Annotated in this window: 17 protein-coding genes; 7 read left to right on the top strand and 10 right to left on the bottom strand. The window is 64.7% G+C overall.

Annotated elements, in window-relative coordinates:
• Window positions 1–105: 105 nt before the first annotated feature.
• Window positions 106–825, bottom strand: coding sequence for a Crp/Fnr family transcriptional regulator (locus C8J43_RS08390; protein ID WP_133030484.1), 720 nt, complete (start codon window positions 823–825; stop codon window positions 106–108).
• Between the two features lie 146 nt (window positions 826–971).
• Here C8J43_RS08390 and gntA point away from each other — a divergent pair, with 146 nt between their 5' ends.
• Window positions 972–1,658: a guanitoxin biosynthesis heme-dependent pre-guanitoxin N-hydroxylase GntA gene (gntA, locus tag C8J43_RS08385; RefSeq protein WP_056051135.1), complete on the top strand. Its 687-nt coding sequence runs from the start codon at window positions 972–974 to the stop codon at window positions 1,656–1,658.
• Complete coding sequence (locus tag C8J43_RS08380; RefSeq protein ID WP_056051138.1) at window positions 1,651–2,238, top strand: urea carboxylase-associated family protein; 588 nt, start codon at window positions 1,651–1,653, stop codon at window positions 2,236–2,238. The genes gntA and C8J43_RS08380 overlap by 8 nt, the downstream gene beginning before the upstream one ends.
• 3 nt (window positions 2,239–2,241) lie before the next feature.
• Here C8J43_RS08380 and C8J43_RS08375 read toward each other — a convergent pair whose 3' ends face one another.
• Entirely contained in the window at window positions 2,242–3,408 is a 1,167-nt protein-coding gene (locus C8J43_RS08375) for an alpha-hydroxy-acid oxidizing protein (protein WP_133030483.1), read from the bottom strand.
• Between the two features lie 170 nt (window positions 3,409–3,578).
• Between C8J43_RS08375 and C8J43_RS08370 the strand changes: the two genes are divergently transcribed.
• From C8J43_RS08370 to C8J43_RS08360, 3 genes are read left to right on the top strand one after another with little or no spacing between them, the layout of a single operon-like run.
• A complete protein-coding gene (locus tag C8J43_RS08370; protein WP_133030482.1) occupies window positions 3,579–4,265 on the top strand; it encodes an ABC transporter ATP-binding protein in 687 nt (228 codons plus the stop codon).
• Window positions 4,255–6,807: an ABC transporter permease gene (locus C8J43_RS08365; protein WP_133030481.1), complete on the top strand. Its 2,553-nt coding sequence runs from the start codon at window positions 4,255–4,257 to the stop codon at window positions 6,805–6,807. The genes C8J43_RS08370 and C8J43_RS08365 overlap by 11 nt, the downstream gene beginning before the upstream one ends.
• Entirely contained in the window at window positions 6,807–7,877 is a 1,071-nt protein-coding gene (locus C8J43_RS08360; protein ID WP_133030480.1) for a carotenoid 1,2-hydratase, read from the top strand. The genes C8J43_RS08365 and C8J43_RS08360 overlap by 1 nt, the downstream gene beginning before the upstream one ends.
• Window positions 7,878–7,887: 10 nt before the next feature.
• Here C8J43_RS08360 and C8J43_RS08355 read toward each other — a convergent pair whose 3' ends face one another.
• The 7 genes from C8J43_RS08355 to C8J43_RS08325 form a co-directional block, all read right to left on the bottom strand.
• Complete coding sequence (locus C8J43_RS08355) at window positions 7,888–8,457, bottom strand: septal ring lytic transglycosylase RlpA family protein (RefSeq protein ID WP_133030479.1); 570 nt, start codon at window positions 8,455–8,457, stop codon at window positions 7,888–7,890.
• Window positions 8,458–8,462: 5 nt separating this feature from the next.
• Complete coding sequence (locus tag C8J43_RS08350; protein WP_133030478.1) at window positions 8,463–9,134, bottom strand: cell wall hydrolase; 672 nt, start codon at window positions 9,132–9,134, stop codon at window positions 8,463–8,465.
• Window positions 9,135–9,323: 189 nt separating this feature from the next.
• Window positions 9,324–9,566: an AlpA family transcriptional regulator gene (locus C8J43_RS08345; RefSeq protein WP_107952245.1), complete on the bottom strand. Its 243-nt coding sequence runs from the start codon at window positions 9,564–9,566 to the stop codon at window positions 9,324–9,326.
• Window positions 9,563–9,952, bottom strand: a complete 390-nt coding sequence (locus C8J43_RS08340) for a hypothetical protein (protein WP_133030477.1) — start codon at window positions 9,950–9,952, stop codon at window positions 9,563–9,565. The genes C8J43_RS08345 and C8J43_RS08340 overlap by 4 nt, the downstream gene beginning before the upstream one ends.
• 299 nt (window positions 9,953–10,251) lie before the next feature.
• Window positions 10,252–10,437, bottom strand: a complete 186-nt coding sequence (locus C8J43_RS08335) for a hypothetical protein (protein WP_133030476.1) — start codon at window positions 10,435–10,437, stop codon at window positions 10,252–10,254.
• Window positions 10,434–11,234, bottom strand: coding sequence for a hypothetical protein (locus C8J43_RS08330; protein WP_121884522.1), 801 nt, complete (start codon window positions 11,232–11,234; stop codon window positions 10,434–10,436). Before C8J43_RS08330 ends, C8J43_RS08335 begins: the two co-directional genes overlap by 4 nt.
• 84 nt (window positions 11,235–11,318) lie before the next feature.
• Window positions 11,319–11,531 (bottom strand): hypothetical protein, encoded by a 213-nt coding sequence (locus tag C8J43_RS08325; RefSeq protein ID WP_133030475.1) that lies wholly within the window; start codon window positions 11,529–11,531, stop codon window positions 11,319–11,321.
• 736 nt (window positions 11,532–12,267) lie between these two features.
• Here C8J43_RS08325 and C8J43_RS08315 point away from each other — a divergent pair.
• Complete coding sequence (locus C8J43_RS08315) at window positions 12,268–12,684, top strand: hypothetical protein (protein WP_133030474.1); 417 nt, start codon at window positions 12,268–12,270, stop codon at window positions 12,682–12,684.
• Here C8J43_RS08315 and C8J43_RS08310 read toward each other — a convergent pair.
• Entirely contained in the window at window positions 12,681–13,157 is a 477-nt protein-coding gene (locus tag C8J43_RS08310; RefSeq protein ID WP_133030473.1) for a hypothetical protein, read from the bottom strand. The two genes, C8J43_RS08315 and C8J43_RS08310, sit on opposite strands and share 4 nt — an antisense overlap.
• 323 nt (window positions 13,158–13,480) lie before the next feature.
• Here C8J43_RS08310 and C8J43_RS08305 point away from each other — a divergent pair, with 323 nt between their 5' ends.
• Window positions 13,481–14,137 (top strand): hypothetical protein, encoded by a 657-nt coding sequence (locus C8J43_RS08305; protein ID WP_133030472.1) that lies wholly within the window; start codon window positions 13,481–13,483, stop codon window positions 14,135–14,137.
• The last annotated feature ends 103 nt before the right edge of the window (window positions 14,138–14,240 follow it).

Raw genomic sequence — 14,240 nt, 5'->3', positions numbered from 1 at the left:
GGATCTCCCGGTCGATGTCCCGGGTAGCATAGTGATAAAGTCACAATGCGGAACCCTGCCGCAGGATCCAGCGTGATCTTCGCCGATCCGCGACACTATTCCGGTTCACCCGTCCGTGTGCGTGCCGTACAGATATTGCGGTTCGAACTCGGCCAGCTTGGCGAGTTTCTGCTGGTCGAGAATACAGACCTGCCCGCCCTTGAACGTCAGCAATTCACGCTCGCGCAGCACCCGCAGCACGCGGTTGACGTGGACTCCCGTCAACCCCGTCGCCTCCGCCAGATCCGGCTGCGTCATCGGCAGCATGAACTGTCCGTCCTCGGCCATCCCGATCATCTCGAGCCGCGCATTCAGTTCGCAGAACAGATGCGCGATCCGCCCTTCGGCGCCGAGCCGCCCGAGCCGGAAGATCCACTCGCGGTGCATCGCCGCATCGAGCAGCGTGCTGAACCACAGCTTTTTCGTCAGATGCGGATAGCGCTCGGTGATCATCTGGAGCGTGCGGTGTTCGAAGCAGGCGATCTTCACCGGCCCCAGCGTGGCGATGTCGTGATCGAGCCGCTTCATCGGGAAGGCGTGGAGGTCGACGAAATCGCCCGGCACGTGCACCGCGACCAGCTGACGCTGGCCTTCGCGATCGTCCATATACCGGCACACGAAGCCCTCGATCAGGAGCGTGCTCGTCTCGATCAGATCGCCCGCGCGGACGATCTGTTTGCGCGCGGGCACCTGCCGCACGGATTCGATGCCGTCCTCCAGCACCTGCTTTTCTTCGCTGCTCAGCTCATGGCGGCCGCGCCCCATGAGAAACTTTTCCGAGATCATCGACACCCCTTCATCACCCGGTCCCGTACCGCCCGGCCTCGTACCGCCCCGCGCGATAGAAGAACAGATCGGGATTCGTACTGATCAATATCAAAGGTTGTGCCGGATGCGAAACATTGCGGCGGTTCGCGGGTTCCTCCCCGACCATGTACCAGCCAATCTTCCAGAACGATCATCCGCTCGCGCGCAAGTTCATCGAAACGGTGCAGGCGCCGCAGTTTCCGTGCGTCGGCGCCAAATCGGCGCTCGCCAAGGGCCAAATGGATATCCTGGTCGCCCGCGACGTGCGATCCGCTTGGGATGACATGAGAATTTCTCCCGCGCTGGGTGAAACGGTGCGGAAATACCGCGAAGATCGCGCGATCTTCCGAACGCTCATTATCCTGTTCGAGGCGCCTGCCCTACTGTCGGAAGAAGAGTTCGAAGCGCATCTTTGGGCGCGGGCCCAGTCGCTTAGCGACAAGGACGAGTGGCTTGGCTATCGTCCCGACCCGTCGGTTAGCAGCGATCCCGACGATCCGCATTTTTCACTCAGCTTTGCCGGCGAGGCGTTCTTCGTGGTCGGCCTGCATCCCAATGCGAGCCGTCCGGCGCGAAAGTTCGAATCGCCCGCGATGGTGTTCAATCTGCATGACCAGTTCGAGGTGCTGCGTGACCAGCAGCGCTACGACAAGTTGCGCTCGTCGATCCTCGCGCGCGACCTCGAATATGCCGGTTCTATGAACCCGATGCTGGCGCGGCACGGCGAATCGAGCGAGGCACGGCAGTATAGCGGACGCGTCGTCGACGAATCCTGGAAATGCCCTTTCAAGCGAGGCGAAGCCCGTGGCTGACATCAAGACGATCCCCCCGCGTTCTGGGGCAGGGTTCACGCTCGACAAGGGGCAGACTCTGACCGTGATCGATCCGGAAGGCCGCCAGGTATCGGACTTGCTCGCCTACAACCGCGCGGACGTTCGCGAGGCGATCTCGTCGGGGCGGACGCTCGATTATGCTAGCCGGTTGTACCTTACGACCGGCGACTTGCTCTATTCGAACCGCAGCAACGTGATGCTGGAGATCGTTTCTGACGATGTGGGCCGGCATGATTTCCTGCTGACGCCGTGTTCGAAGGAAACCTTCGCGATCATCTATGGCGATACCGATCCGCATCGCGGCTGTTTCGGCAACCTGGCCGAGGCGCTCGCGCCCTGGGATATCGAGCCCGACCAGATCCCGGTGGCGTTCAACTGCTTCATGAACGTGCCGATCAATGGCGAAACGGGCACGTTCACGGTCGAACCGCCGCTGAGCAAGGCCGGCGACACGATCGTCTTCCGCGCGGCGATGGACCTCGTGATCGGCATGACCGCCTGCTCCGCACTGCAATCGAACGGCGGCAGTTTCAAGCCGATCCAGTACCGCATCGACTGAGCCTCAGCGCGGCTGGCGAACCGCGCCGGCCTTACGCACGTCGGCGATGCTCTGGTATCCGTTGACCGCCATCAGCAGGTCGGCCTCAGCGAGCAGGCACTTCAGGACGTGCGCCGCGCCGTCCGCGCCATCAAGCGCCAGACCGTAGGTATAAGGGCGGCCGACCCCGACCGCGGTGGCACCGAGCGCGAGTGCCTTCACGACATCGGTGCCGGACCGCACGCCCGAATCGAACAGCACCGGCGTCGAGCCCGAGGCGGAGACGACATCGGCGAGCATGTCGATCGCGGCGATCCCGCCATTCGCCTGGCGTCCGCCGTGGTTGGAGCAGTAGATCCCGTCCGCGCCCTCGTCGACCGCGCGGCGCGCATCGTCGGGGTGGCAAATGCCTTTCAGCACGATCGGCAGTTTGGTGAGCGATCGCAGCCACGGCATGTCCGCCCAGGTCAGCACGCGTCCGAACGTCGCCGCCCACGCGCCGATCGCCGCCGCGGAATCTTCCTCGGGCGATTTAGCGAGCAGTTTGCGGAAGGCGGGGTCGGAGAAGTAATTCATCAGCACATGGCCGCGAAGCTGCGGGAAGTTCGCCGCATTCAGGTCGCGCGGTCGCCAGCCGGTCACCCAGGTGTCGAGCGTCACGACGATCGCCTTGTACCCCGCCGCCTCCGCGCGGTGCACCAGGCTCTCGGCGACGCCGACGTCCTTCGGCGTGTAGAGCTGGAAGAACCCGGGCGTGTCGCCCAATGCTTGCGCCACGGTTTCGAGCGGATCGTTCGACAGCGTCGACGCCATCAGCGGCACGCCGGTCATCGCCGAAGCGCGCGCGGCGGCGAGATCGCCGTGCTGGTCCTGCGTGCAAATGCCGTTGATCCCGACCGGGGCCATGAACAGCGGCGTCGGCAGCGCCATCCCGAACAGCTCGACCGACAGGTCGCGAGTCCGGCAGTCGACCATCATCCGCGGCACTAGGCCCCAATGGCTAAAGGCGCGCGCATTCTCGTCCTGCGTGAACTCGTCGCCGCACCCACCCTGGAGATACGACAGCACCGCGGGCGGCAGCGCCGCGCTGGCGCGCCGTTCGAGCGTTGCGAAATCGACCGGCAGCTTCGGCACGACACCGCGCAGGCCCGCGCCATAGATCGCGTTCTGGAAATCACCGTACTGCGCCATCGGACCCTCTCGCGTTTCTCGTTACGGCGATCGTGCAGGAGCGGAGCCGCGCGGGCAAGCGGCGGAATACCGGCATGAAATACCGGGGCAGTAACATCGATGAACAGGATCCAGCGATATCCGCTAAATCGGACTTGCCCACCCCGCCCTCCTCCTGCACGGCTTGGGACATGAGCGAATCCGCGCCCCTGTTGTCGGTCAAGGCGCTCGGCAAATCGGTGCCGGGACCGCGGCGGCTGTTCGAGCATCTCGATCTCGAGGTCGCAGGCGGCGAGTTGGTCGCGATCATCGGCGAATCCGGGGTCGGCAAGTCGACCTTGCTCAACATCCTCGCCGGGCTCGACGACGCCGATGAAGGCAGCGTCGCGATCGACGGCGTGGAGCTAGGTCCGCTCGACGAAACCGCGCGGACGCGGCTGCGGCGCGAGCGGATCGGCTTCGTGTTCCAGGCCTTCCACATCCTGCCCTATCTGACGTTGCAGCAGAACGTCGCGCTGCCACTCGCGTTGATTGCGCCCGATGCCGGTGCGGCCAAGGCGCGCGCGGAAGCGATGCTCGATGCGGTCGGTCTTGGTGGCCGCGGCGACGGCTATGCGCGCGATCTGTCGGGCGGCGAATTGCAGCGCGTCGCGATCGCCCGCGCGCTCGTGCATCGGCCTGCGCTGATCCTCGCCGACGAACCGACCGGCAATCTCGACCCCGAGACGGCGGCGCGCGTGCTCGCGTTGTTCGCCGACGCGGTGCGCGGCAACGGCGCGGCGGGGATCATGGTGACGCATTCGGCAGCGACCGCGGCGATCGCCGACCGCGTGCTGACGCTCGGACGCGACGGGCTGGTGGAGCACCGTGGCGTTTAAGCCAGGCGAACGGGGTGAACCAGGCCTGCGCTCGAGCCGCCTGGCGCTCGGCTGGCTGATCGGCGGCGAGTGGCGGTTCCACCCTGCCCGCTTCCTGCTGACCGCGGTCGCGATCCTGGTCGGCGTGGCGCTCGGCTTCGCGGTGCATTTGGTCAACGGATCGGCGCTGGCGGCGTTCGACGGAGCGATGCGCGGCGTCAGCGGTGCGGCCGAACTGTCGGTCCGCGCGACCAGCCCGCTCGGCATCGACGAACGGCTCTATGCGCGCGTGGCACGCGCCGACGGCGTCGCCGATGCGAGCCCGGTGGTCACGTTGGATGCGCGGATCGGCAAGACCCGGCTGACGCTGCTCGGGGTCGACGTGATCCGTGCGGCGATGGTAACGCCGTCGCTGATCGGCGTGCGTCCTCCGGGTCTGGGACAGGACGAGTCCAACGACACCCCGTTCAACGAGGACTCGGTGTTCCTGTCGCGGGCCGCGCTGACGCAGGCCAGGACCGCGGTCGGGCGACGCATCGTGGTGACCGCGAACGGCCGGTCGGTGCCGCTGCGTATCGCCGGCACGCTGCCCGCGTCCGACGCCGCAACCGCGATCGCGGTGATCGACATCGCCGCCGCGCAGTGGCGGTTCGGGCGTCTCGGCCGGGTCGACCGGATCGACCTGGCGCTGGCGGATCGGCCCGCCGCGGAGTCGGCATTGCGCGCGATCCTTCCCGCCGATGCGATCCTCTCCACCGCGCAGACGCAGAACGCGCAGGGCGACTCGCTGTCGCGCGCGTACCGGGTCAACCTCGACATGCTGGCGCTGGTGGCGCTGCTGACCGGCGGTTTCCTCGTCTATTCCGCGCAGTCGCTGTCGGTGGTCCGTCGCCAGCGCGCGTTCGCGTTGCTGCGGACGCTTGGCATGCCGCGTGGCGGGATCGTCGCGGCGGTCGTCGTCGAAGGGCTGGCGATCGGCCTGGTCGGCGCATCGGCGGGCCTCGCCGCAGGCTATGGCCTCGCCTGGGCGGCGCTGCACTGGTTCGGCGGCGATCTAGGCGCGGGCTATTTCGGTGGCGGCGCGGCGCATGTCGTGTTTCAGCCCGCCGCGGCGCTCGGCTTCTTCGCGCTCGGGCTACTCGCCGCGGTTCTGGGTAGCGCGCTGCCCGCGCGCGCCGCCGCCCGCGCCGCGCCCGCCGCCGCGTTGAAGAACGCAGGCGACGTCCTCGACCCGCGCCGTGCCGTGCCGTGGTGGCCCGCCGCCGCGCTGTTGCTGGTCGGTGGCGGCGTGGCGATGCTGCCAGCGATAAACGGGCTCCCGCTGTTCGGCTTTGCCGGGATGGCGGCGATGCTCGCGGGCGGAGTCGCCGGCGTGCCGTGGTTCGCCCGGACGCTGCTCGCGCCGATGGCGAAGCGAACGCGCGGTAGCGTGCCCGGGATGTTGGCGATCCGCCATCTCCACGGTGCCCCCGGTGAGTCGGCGACCGCGCTGTGCGGGATCGTCGCGTCGACCGCGCTGATGATCGCGATGGCGACGATGGTGACCAGCTTTCGCGGCGCGGTCGACGAATGGCTCGGGCAGGTGCTGGGCGCCGATCTGTATCTGCGCACGACCGCGGGCGCGAGTTTCGATCCGGCAACGCGGACTCGTCTCGCCACCACGCCCGGCGTCGTGCGGCTCGCCTTCAGCCGCCAGATCCCGCTGACCATCACGCCCGATCGTCCGCCGATCAGCCTGATCGCGCGTCCCGAACGCGGCGGTCGCGATCCGCTGCTGGTCCTGATCGCGAAGGGGTCGGCCTTGCCCGCCAACACGCTACCCGTCTGGGTCTCCGAACCCGCGCAACGGCTATACGGCTGGGATCCGGATGAGACCATCACGCTGCCGATCGCCGGACGGACCCGGTTCGTGGTCGCGGGCGTCTGGCGCGATTACGGACGGCAAGCGGGCGCGGTGCTGATCGACGAGGGCGATTACCAGCGGCTCACCGGCGACGAGGGCCGCGACGAGATTTCGGCGATGGTCAGGCCCGGCGAGGATATCGGCAAGCTCGCCGACGCGATGACCGCGCGCTTGCCTGCAAGCCTGCGCGATCAGGTCGAGGTCGGTCGCCCGGCAACGCTGAGGAAACTCGCGCTGACGCTCTTCGACCGCAGTTTCGCGGTGACCTATCTGCTCGAAGCCGTCGCGATCCTGGTGGGGCTGGCCGGCGTCGCGGCCACGATGTCGGCGCAGACGATTGCGCGCGAACGCGAGTTCGGGATGCTGCGGCATCTCGGGCTGACGCGGCGCCAGTTGACCGCAATGCTAGGGATCGAAGGCGCGATCGTCGGACTGACGGGCGCGCTCGCCGGGATCGGGCTGGGACTGATCCTGTCGCAGGTGCTGATCCACGTCATCAATCCCCAGTCGTTCAACTGGACGATGACGACGCGAATTCCCTACGAGACGCTGCTCGGGGTAGCCGCGGCGCTGACCGGGGCGGCCGCGATCACCGCCGTGCTCGCAGGACGCCGCGCGACCGCGAACAGCGCGGTGCAATCGGTACGGGAGGATTGGTGATGCGCCGCACGCTGCCGTTGTTGCTCGGCTTCATCGCAACGGTCGGCGTCGCCGCGCCCGCCGCGACGCCCTACCCCGTCGTCCAGCCCGGTATCGTGCTGCGTTTCCCCGCCGATCACGGTGCGCATCCGCAGTTCCGCACCGAATGGTGGTACGTCACCGGCTGGCTGAAGACCGATGCGGGCGAGGATCTCGGCTTTCAGGTCACCTTCTTCCGCACGCGGCCGCCGGGCGAGGCGCGCAATCCGAGCCGGTTCGCGCCGAACCAGGTGCTGTTCGCGCACGCCGCGCTGTCCGATCCCGCGACTGGAAGATTGCTCCACGGCGAGCGCGCCGCGCGCGCCGGGTTCGGCCTGGCGCAGGCGCGTACCGGCGATGCCGATATCGCGATCCGCGACTGGCGGATGCTGCGCGCGAAGGAGGGGCATTGGACGACGCGCGTGACCGCCGATGGGTTCGGTCTGGCGCTCGATCTCCAGCCGACGCAGCCGCCGCTGCCGCAGGGCCGTGGCGGCTATAGCCAGAAGGGGCCTCGGCCCGAGGAAGCGAGCTATTATTACTCGATCCCGCATCTGCACGTGACCGGGCGGGTGATGCGCGGCGGGCGAGCGGTCGCGGTGCGCGGCGAGGCGTGGCTCGATCGCGAATGGTCGTCCAACTATCTCGCGCCGACCGCGCAAGGCTGGGACTGGACGGGGCTCAACTTCGACGACGGCTCGGCACTGATGGCGTTCCGGATCCGCCGCAAGGGGGGCGGTATCCTGTGGACGGGCGGGTCGCTGCGCCGCGCCGATGGCACGACGACGGTGTTCGGGCCCGACGACGTCGCGTTCCGCCCGCTCGCGACGTGGCGGAGCAAGGCGACCGGCGCGACCTATCCGGTGGCGCAGGAGCTCAGCGTGCGGATCGCCAATCGGATTCAGCGCTGGCGCCTGACGCCGATGTTCGCCGCGCAGGAACTCGACGCGCGCCGCAGCGGACTACCGGTCTATTGGGAGGGTGCGGTGCGCACGCGTGGCGGCCGGGGGTATCTCGAACTCACCGGCTACGATCGCGCGCTGGCGATGTAGGGCGCGCGCCTCAGAAGCCCGCGGCCGAAAGCTGCGACCGGAAGCTCAGCCGATCGTGCTCGGAGATCGGTGGCAATGCCCCTGCGGCCTTCCCCTTGCGCAACCGCGCGCGATCCTTTTCGGACGGTTCGACGCGGCGCACCCGCACCGCAGCCAGCCCGCCGGCGCGTATGCCGAGCAGTTCGGCGGCGCCGCGCGACAGGTCCAGGATCCGCGCATGCCCGGCGAACGGCCCGCGATCGTTGATCCGGACGATGATCCGCCGACCGGTGTCGAGCGCGGTGACCTCGACATAGGTCGGCAGCGGCAGCGTGGTATGCGCTGCGGTCGGCCACTCGGCACGGAAGCGCTCGCCATTGGCGGTCCGGTTGCCCGATTCGCTGCCGTACCAGCTCGCATAGCCGAGCACGTCGTAGCTCGGGTCCGCCGCCGGGACATAGGTCGTGCCGCGCACCCGATACGGCCCGCCAAGCTTGACCTGCGCGTCGCTGACCGGACGGTACGATCCGCCCGCGCACCCCGTCACGAGGAACACGGCGAGGCAGGCGACCCTCGCCAGCGGTCTCGAAAGTGTAAGCATAGACGTCATCGCCGTTGATAAAAGATATGGGACTCGACGGTCGCCACCTTGACGAGCGAGCTTCGCCAATACGGCACCATCCAGTCGGTATGATAGTGCGTCGCGCGACCGACCGGCGCGTAGACATAGCCGCGCAGCGCACGGCGGGCGGCGCGACGCGCCTGCTCCCAGCCGTCATGTTCGGGCCGCCGCGTGCGCGACCCGTCACAGCTGAACGAGAACTGGCACCCGGTCGTCCGGTTCGCACCCTGATAGACGACGCCGCACACCGTCTTGGGAAATCCCGCCGCGCCGACGCGGTTGAGCACGACCTGGATCACCGCGCGCTGCGCGTCGCGGTCGTCGCCCGCCTCGTACAGCGCGACGGTCGCGAGGCATTCGGTCGCCTGCAACCGCGCGGCCGGACCGCCACGGAAGCGGAACGGCGTCGCCGCCCGGCGCTTGGCGGTCGCGACCGGGACCAGGGCGTTCGATGCGCGCGCCTGCGCCATCGTCAGCCGCGGTTTTCGGTTACGCGTCGTGGTTTCGGTCGGCCAGGGCACATCGGTCAGCCAGCCGATGACGACCGCGAACGCGACAACCGCACCAAGCAGGAGCAGCCAATGCTCGGACGATGGCCTCAGCCCGGATCGCTTGCGCCGTCGCGACGAGACATATCGGACCGGTCGCTTCGCCATCCCGCGTCCTTACCGGCGAAATTTTCGCAAGGGAACGGTGGGTATGACGCTCGCCGGAGGGTCGAAGCGTGATCGTCGGAAAGAGATGGTGCCCCTGGCCTCTGCCGGTTTTCGCCGATCATGATATTGTTGTTCCTGCGTTTTCATAGTTGATTGATTTGGGAGGTGCCCCCTTAAGTGCCCCCATCCTCAGGGGCGTAGGGGGCACGCTGCTAGCCGTTCGCGCATCCAATCATCGATGTCGGCCTGCCACCAGCCGCTGGCTTGCACGGTCAGCTTCACTTGCTGAGGGAACGTACCGGCCGCGACCATGCGGTAGATCGTCGATCGACCAAGGCCTGTGGTCTTCATCACGTCAGGTACGCGCAGGAAGCGACCGCCGGAGCTGGCCGCGCCGCGTTGTCTGGCGGTAGCGAGGGTCATAGCGGTCATGCGGCTTCCTTGAGGCAATCGTGTTCAAATAGGCGGGCGAGTACGGTGCGAAGACTGCGTGCATGGGCGAGGAGCCGTTCGCCCCTTCCCTCGCGGGCGGCCGCTGCGGACCTGATGTCGGCATCGGACGCGCCACGCTCGCCGCTGATTTTGTAATTGAGTGCGCGAACGGTGATGCAGAGTTCGTCTGCACGGCGGCCCTTGCCCATCAACCCCACTGCGGTATCCAGGCCCATCATCGGCACGACCTCGATAGGCAATGCTACCTGTTCCCGCTTTAAGGCACTCCCAGTTGGAGTGCGGCCCTGTTCCCGAATTGGGGAACAGGCAGCTAGCTGCTTCGATGGTTCATTCACGTGGGTTTCAACGGTCGCTGCAATGCTCATCATGAATTTCCCACTGGTGGAGATTCGGCTGCCATTGCGGAGCGATCGTCGCGGCGATCACACCGATCGACACGCCGCCCCCCCCTCATGAACAGAGCGATCCCGACGTCGTGAGGGATTGGCTGCGCGATCATGCGCGGCGGTCCGATACGCGGAGCCTGCCGGTTGTCGTTGGCTGCCATGGAAGCCGCTGCGGGAGCGGCTACAGGCTTGGCGTTTATCATCAGATGCGTTCCGGCAAGGCGGTGGCGTTCTCGGAAGCGCGTTCCGAGCGATGGGGTAGGGCGGACGTGTCGAAATTAGCGGGTGTGCTTGGCCTTGGGCGGTCGCAGGCGCGGCTTACTGGTCACGCGGTACGCCTCGACCAGTAGCGTCAGCCACCAGCGGACCAATATGACCTGGAAAACCTCGCCGATCGGACGGGGCCTCGGCACCGTCTCCAACGGAGCGTAGAGGTCGGCCGGTTCGCGAGGCTTCACGATCATGCGGAAGCTCCGCCTTCTGGTGTGTGCCAGACCGATCGCAGAACCGCGGAGACGTCGATCGCGATCATGGACTTTGCGCCATCCGCGCGCGCCAATTTGCCTGCGTCGGGACCCCATCTGAAGCGGTAGTCGTCAGTCTCTCCAACCCGCCAGAAAAAGGTCAATTCCTCGGGGGATGCAACGCCGTCGGGCGCATAGCTCACCTCGGCCTGCTCGGTGATGTTCACATAGGGATCGAGGTGGCGGCGAAATTCCTCGCGCGGCATCCCTTCCCACAACTCCATGACGCGCACGGTTACCTTCTGCGCGCCGTGGATTTCAGCGGTCCACGGCACGATCTCGGCCCAAAGCTCGTCTTCCATCGAGATATTATCGGCCGCTTCTGCGGCAATCAGTGGGTTCGTCTCTGGGTCGAAGCCGGGGGCTTCAACTATGTCGCGATACCCCCAGCGCTTCACCCTGCGGGCGATCACGTTGCGCTCGATCATGTCGAGCGACCACATGGCGTGAACTTCGTCGCGAGTCGCGCCGCGACCGTCGAAGAACGCAATAGCGTCGCGATAGACCTTGCAGACCGACAGCATCCCTTTGATGCTGACGCCAAGGATGCGGAGCTGGTTCATGATCGCGGCGATGTTCGCCTCGTACCATTCGAACCGCAACTTAAAGCCGGTGCCCGTTTTCGGAGCCTCGATCGGGCGCAGCACGCCGCCCCGAACCCAGAACGTCATGACGTCCCGAGGGATTTCAGCCTTGGCCATGATATCGCCGCGTAGAATCGGCTCTTTGGTTGGCATCGGCCATCCTTGTATTCGACTGGCTCTCACTTCTAAGTGACCAAAGATCACTCCGCAAGCGACGATTTGGAAAGCCGGTGCCTGTCACGCTGCGTTCTGCCAAAGGATATCGATCCGCGCGTCTGCTATTGGGCCGTCTTCGTCCGCCGTGCCGCGGTCTAGGTCCCCGTCTTCCAAGTCCGGATCGCCTGCGGCTTGGTTCAGCAATCCAAACAACGCCTTGATCAGATTGCCAATCCGGATGCCGTCGACGCGATCGAGCGCAGCCGGCGCAACCGACTTAGCGAGGGCGAACACTTCGCCCTGCCTCACCAAGCTATCTGCGGCCTTCCGTTGCGACGCGGCCCTCACGCTGCCGTGACCTTTGGCAAGCGCTGGCCGGCCTTCTCCATTGCCCCGCCGACGTCGACGATCTCGGTTGCCTTGGTCCGGACCATCGTAAGCAACGACGCAATCGCACCCCAAAACTCGTATCGATCAGGAAGGCGTCGGCGTGCTGATGACGCATCATTCCACGCTGCCGCTCGATCAAAACCTCGACGCCAAGTATCAGCGCGTCGATCGATTCGCCGCCCTCTTGGACGTCGCTGGAACCGCTCATGACTATGTCGCGGTCGGCCATGTCCACCAAAGGGACGTCGGCAGCATGAATTTCAGGTGCACGGATTCGCACACCCCTATAAGGGGCTTCAGCAGCCATGTTCGATCTCCACTCGATCGGTTGTGGTCAGAGCTGGCGCGAGGGTCCTAAGCCTTGCGTCAGCTCGTCATATCTGGCACCAACTATTAACCATGTCAATTGTTGGCGCCAACAAAAGAGGTCGCGGAAGGCCGCCAGTGGGTTCGACACCCATCAACTTGCGCTTGGCTCCTGATCAACTCGCCACGCTGGATGCATGGATCGACCGCCAGACGAGCCCACTGTCTCGTCCCGAGGCAGTGCGCCAACTCATGATGGCACAGCTCGCCACAGCCGACTGATCCAGATTCGAATTTTGCATAATCCGCACAGACTGGGCCGCCTTTAGGGCTGTTGTTCCTGAACGGGGTCGTCCAAATCGGCTATGCAAATTCGCCCAGAGCATCACTGGTTCCGCCCGATTGGCATGAGTTTTCTGCGGCGATACAAATTCCTCTGGATCAGCCAGCCGCGAACGTCGGCAATCGGTCCTTGATGGCCCGGCCGGTTGGGGCCGGCGAGACCGAATTGCGGACGCTCACGCCCCTTCCCTCGCTTCCCAACTTCGGACGCTGGTTCATCTTTGCGAAAACCGATTTTGAAGCCCGACTATCCGCTCGCGAATGTCGTGATGGAGAGGAAAGCGGACAGGCTGCTTTCGGGAAGGCGGGTGGCAATAGCAGACATTGGGCAGCTGCCGGCTTTCCCAAAAAGGATCGTATTTTCGGGAATGGCCGGGTCTGGGTGGTCACCGCGAACGACCGCAATTAGACGCGGGCCTGATTTATCTGCCTTACGGCTAACTGAAACCTTTCGGGGTCATCCACGCAATGGGCAATCGCTGTGATGCTCTTGCCACGCCGTATAATCGGGTTTTTTAAGTCGAACATAACGGTTGGCCATGCCGCTAACGCCATGCTCAAGACATAGTGAGCCTTCAAGTCGTCGCCGCTCCATGTCGTTCTAAAGTGTTTGATTTCATCTATGACAATGGGAACGCCCATTGTGCGACCTCTTCTCATCGTGACAATGTTGTCCCGTATAGTGATAGGATTCAGTCGGAACGATCGAATCATTCGATACAGCATGACTACTAGTGACAGATCGAGCAGGCCGATCACGATCGCAACCTTCCAACCCCATAATGCCATCGCAATGACATGAAGTACAATGGTCTCGACAAAGGCAAGCGCCAATATCACTCCAACGATCGGGCTAAGCTTCTTGTGGTATGTAAAATCCATTCCACCCCCGCTATTTGCCGTCTCGCAACATCTGCTGTAATGAACGAACCGCTAGGTTCGGGCAATCCCTGAGCCTCCTCAAATGACTAGGATTGGGCAAAAGCGGAATGGCCGGAATGGGAAGGTTAGCGGACGGGCGGGTTGCGGCAGGGTCGTTGTCAAATTTGCCGCTGCCTTAGCTCAATGCCGCGGATCAACGGGCAGATTGATGGGAAAGCACGCGATTTTGGATACGCTTGCGTTCCTCTCGTACCGCTTGAAGCTCTTACCATTCGTTAGTCGTGTGCGTTTAATTACACCTTGTCTTTCAGAGGAGTGATTAAGTGAGTCGTTTGTTTGCTCTCGGTGTATTCGCAGCTCTTGCTGCCTGCTCTTCCGCAGGAGTGGGTGACTATGCAGCGCAGGCTGCCCCCGCTGACGGCGGTACTGATGCCCGCCTCAGCGTACTTGGTTTAAAAGTGAATGATACGCCGGCGGTTGCTCAGCGTTCTATGGCCGGTGAAGGCTTTGCCTTGGTTAAGGCATGGGACCAGTGCACGAATGCTGGCACTTTCGACGCCGCGGTAGCTGAGATGGTTCGAAATCGTTTTACCTCTGGAAGCGGGATGTCGTGTACCCAGCGGTACGAGGACAAAGCTGGCCGCTACGCAATGGTCACCTTCACGCTGCAATCCTCGGGCTATTTGCTTAATAGCGTCGAATACACCATGCCATACTCAGGAAGCGCCGCTGATCTAAATGCCGTTATGCGGAAAAAGTATGGTGCCTCAAAAGGCATGTTTAAGGCGATGAACGGCCCGATCCCACAGTACACCACCCCAGCCGATCTCAACGAGCATGTGTACCTTCGCGTCGGCGTCACGTCGAACATCGCTAAGATTACGATGGCTGATGCAGAAAGCTTCAAGCGGGTACAGTCGGGCAAAGCTCTCAGTGCTGCGGCTTCGAAAAAGAGCGGAGCCAGTGAACTGAAGCTCTGACATTCTGGGCGAGAGCATTGCTCTCGCCCCCCCTTGGCATGAGGCTAGGTAAACCCGGTTGATCGCCAGTTGGCGTAACGACCATGCCGCCGAATCGAACGCG

Source organism: Sphingomonas sp. PP-CE-1G-424, assembly GCF_004341085.1.
In the GTDB taxonomy this organism is placed as follows: Bacteria; Pseudomonadota; Alphaproteobacteria; order Sphingomonadales; family Sphingomonadaceae; genus Sphingomonas.
The sequence above is the reverse complement of the archived record's forward strand: the minus strand, read 5'-3'. Positions and strand labels throughout refer to the sequence as shown.

Coding starts and splice junctions, on each gene's coding strand:
- C8J43_RS08345 (WP_107952245.1), bottom strand. CDS start 9,566: ATGACCGCTATGACCCTCGCTACCGCCAGACAACGCGGCGCGGCCAGC.
- C8J43_RS08335 (WP_133030476.1), bottom strand. CDS start 10,437: ATGATCGTGAAGCCTCGCGAACCGGCCGACCTCTACGCTCCGTTGGAG.
- C8J43_RS08375 (WP_133030483.1), bottom strand. CDS start 3,408: ATGGCGCAGTACGGTGATTTCCAGAACGCGATCTATGGCGCGGGCCTG.
- C8J43_RS08355 (WP_133030479.1), bottom strand. CDS start 8,457: ATGCTTACACTTTCGAGACCGCTGGCGAGGGTCGCCTGCCTCGCCGTG.
- C8J43_RS08350 (WP_133030478.1), bottom strand. CDS start 9,134: ATGGCGAAGCGACCGGTCCGATATGTCTCGTCGCGACGGCGCAAGCGA.
- C8J43_RS08340 (WP_133030477.1), bottom strand. CDS start 9,952: ATGAGCATTGCAGCGACCGTTGAAACCCACGTGAATGAACCATCGAAG.
- C8J43_RS08330 (WP_121884522.1), bottom strand. CDS start 11,234: ATGCCAACCAAAGAGCCGATTCTACGCGGCGATATCATGGCCAAGGCT.
- gntA (WP_056051135.1), top strand. CDS start 972: ATGTACCAGCCAATCTTCCAGAACGATCATCCGCTCGCGCGCAAGTTC.
- C8J43_RS08360 (WP_133030480.1), top strand. CDS start 6,807: ATGCGCCGCACGCTGCCGTTGTTGCTCGGCTTCATCGCAACGGTCGGC.
- C8J43_RS08390 (WP_133030484.1), bottom strand. CDS start 825: ATGATCTCGGAAAAGTTTCTCATGGGGCGCGGCCGCCATGAGCTGAGC.
- C8J43_RS08310 (WP_133030473.1), bottom strand. CDS start 13,157: ATGGATTTTACATACCACAAGAAGCTTAGCCCGATCGTTGGAGTGATA.
- C8J43_RS08370 (WP_133030482.1), top strand. CDS start 3,579: ATGAGCGAATCCGCGCCCCTGTTGTCGGTCAAGGCGCTCGGCAAATCG.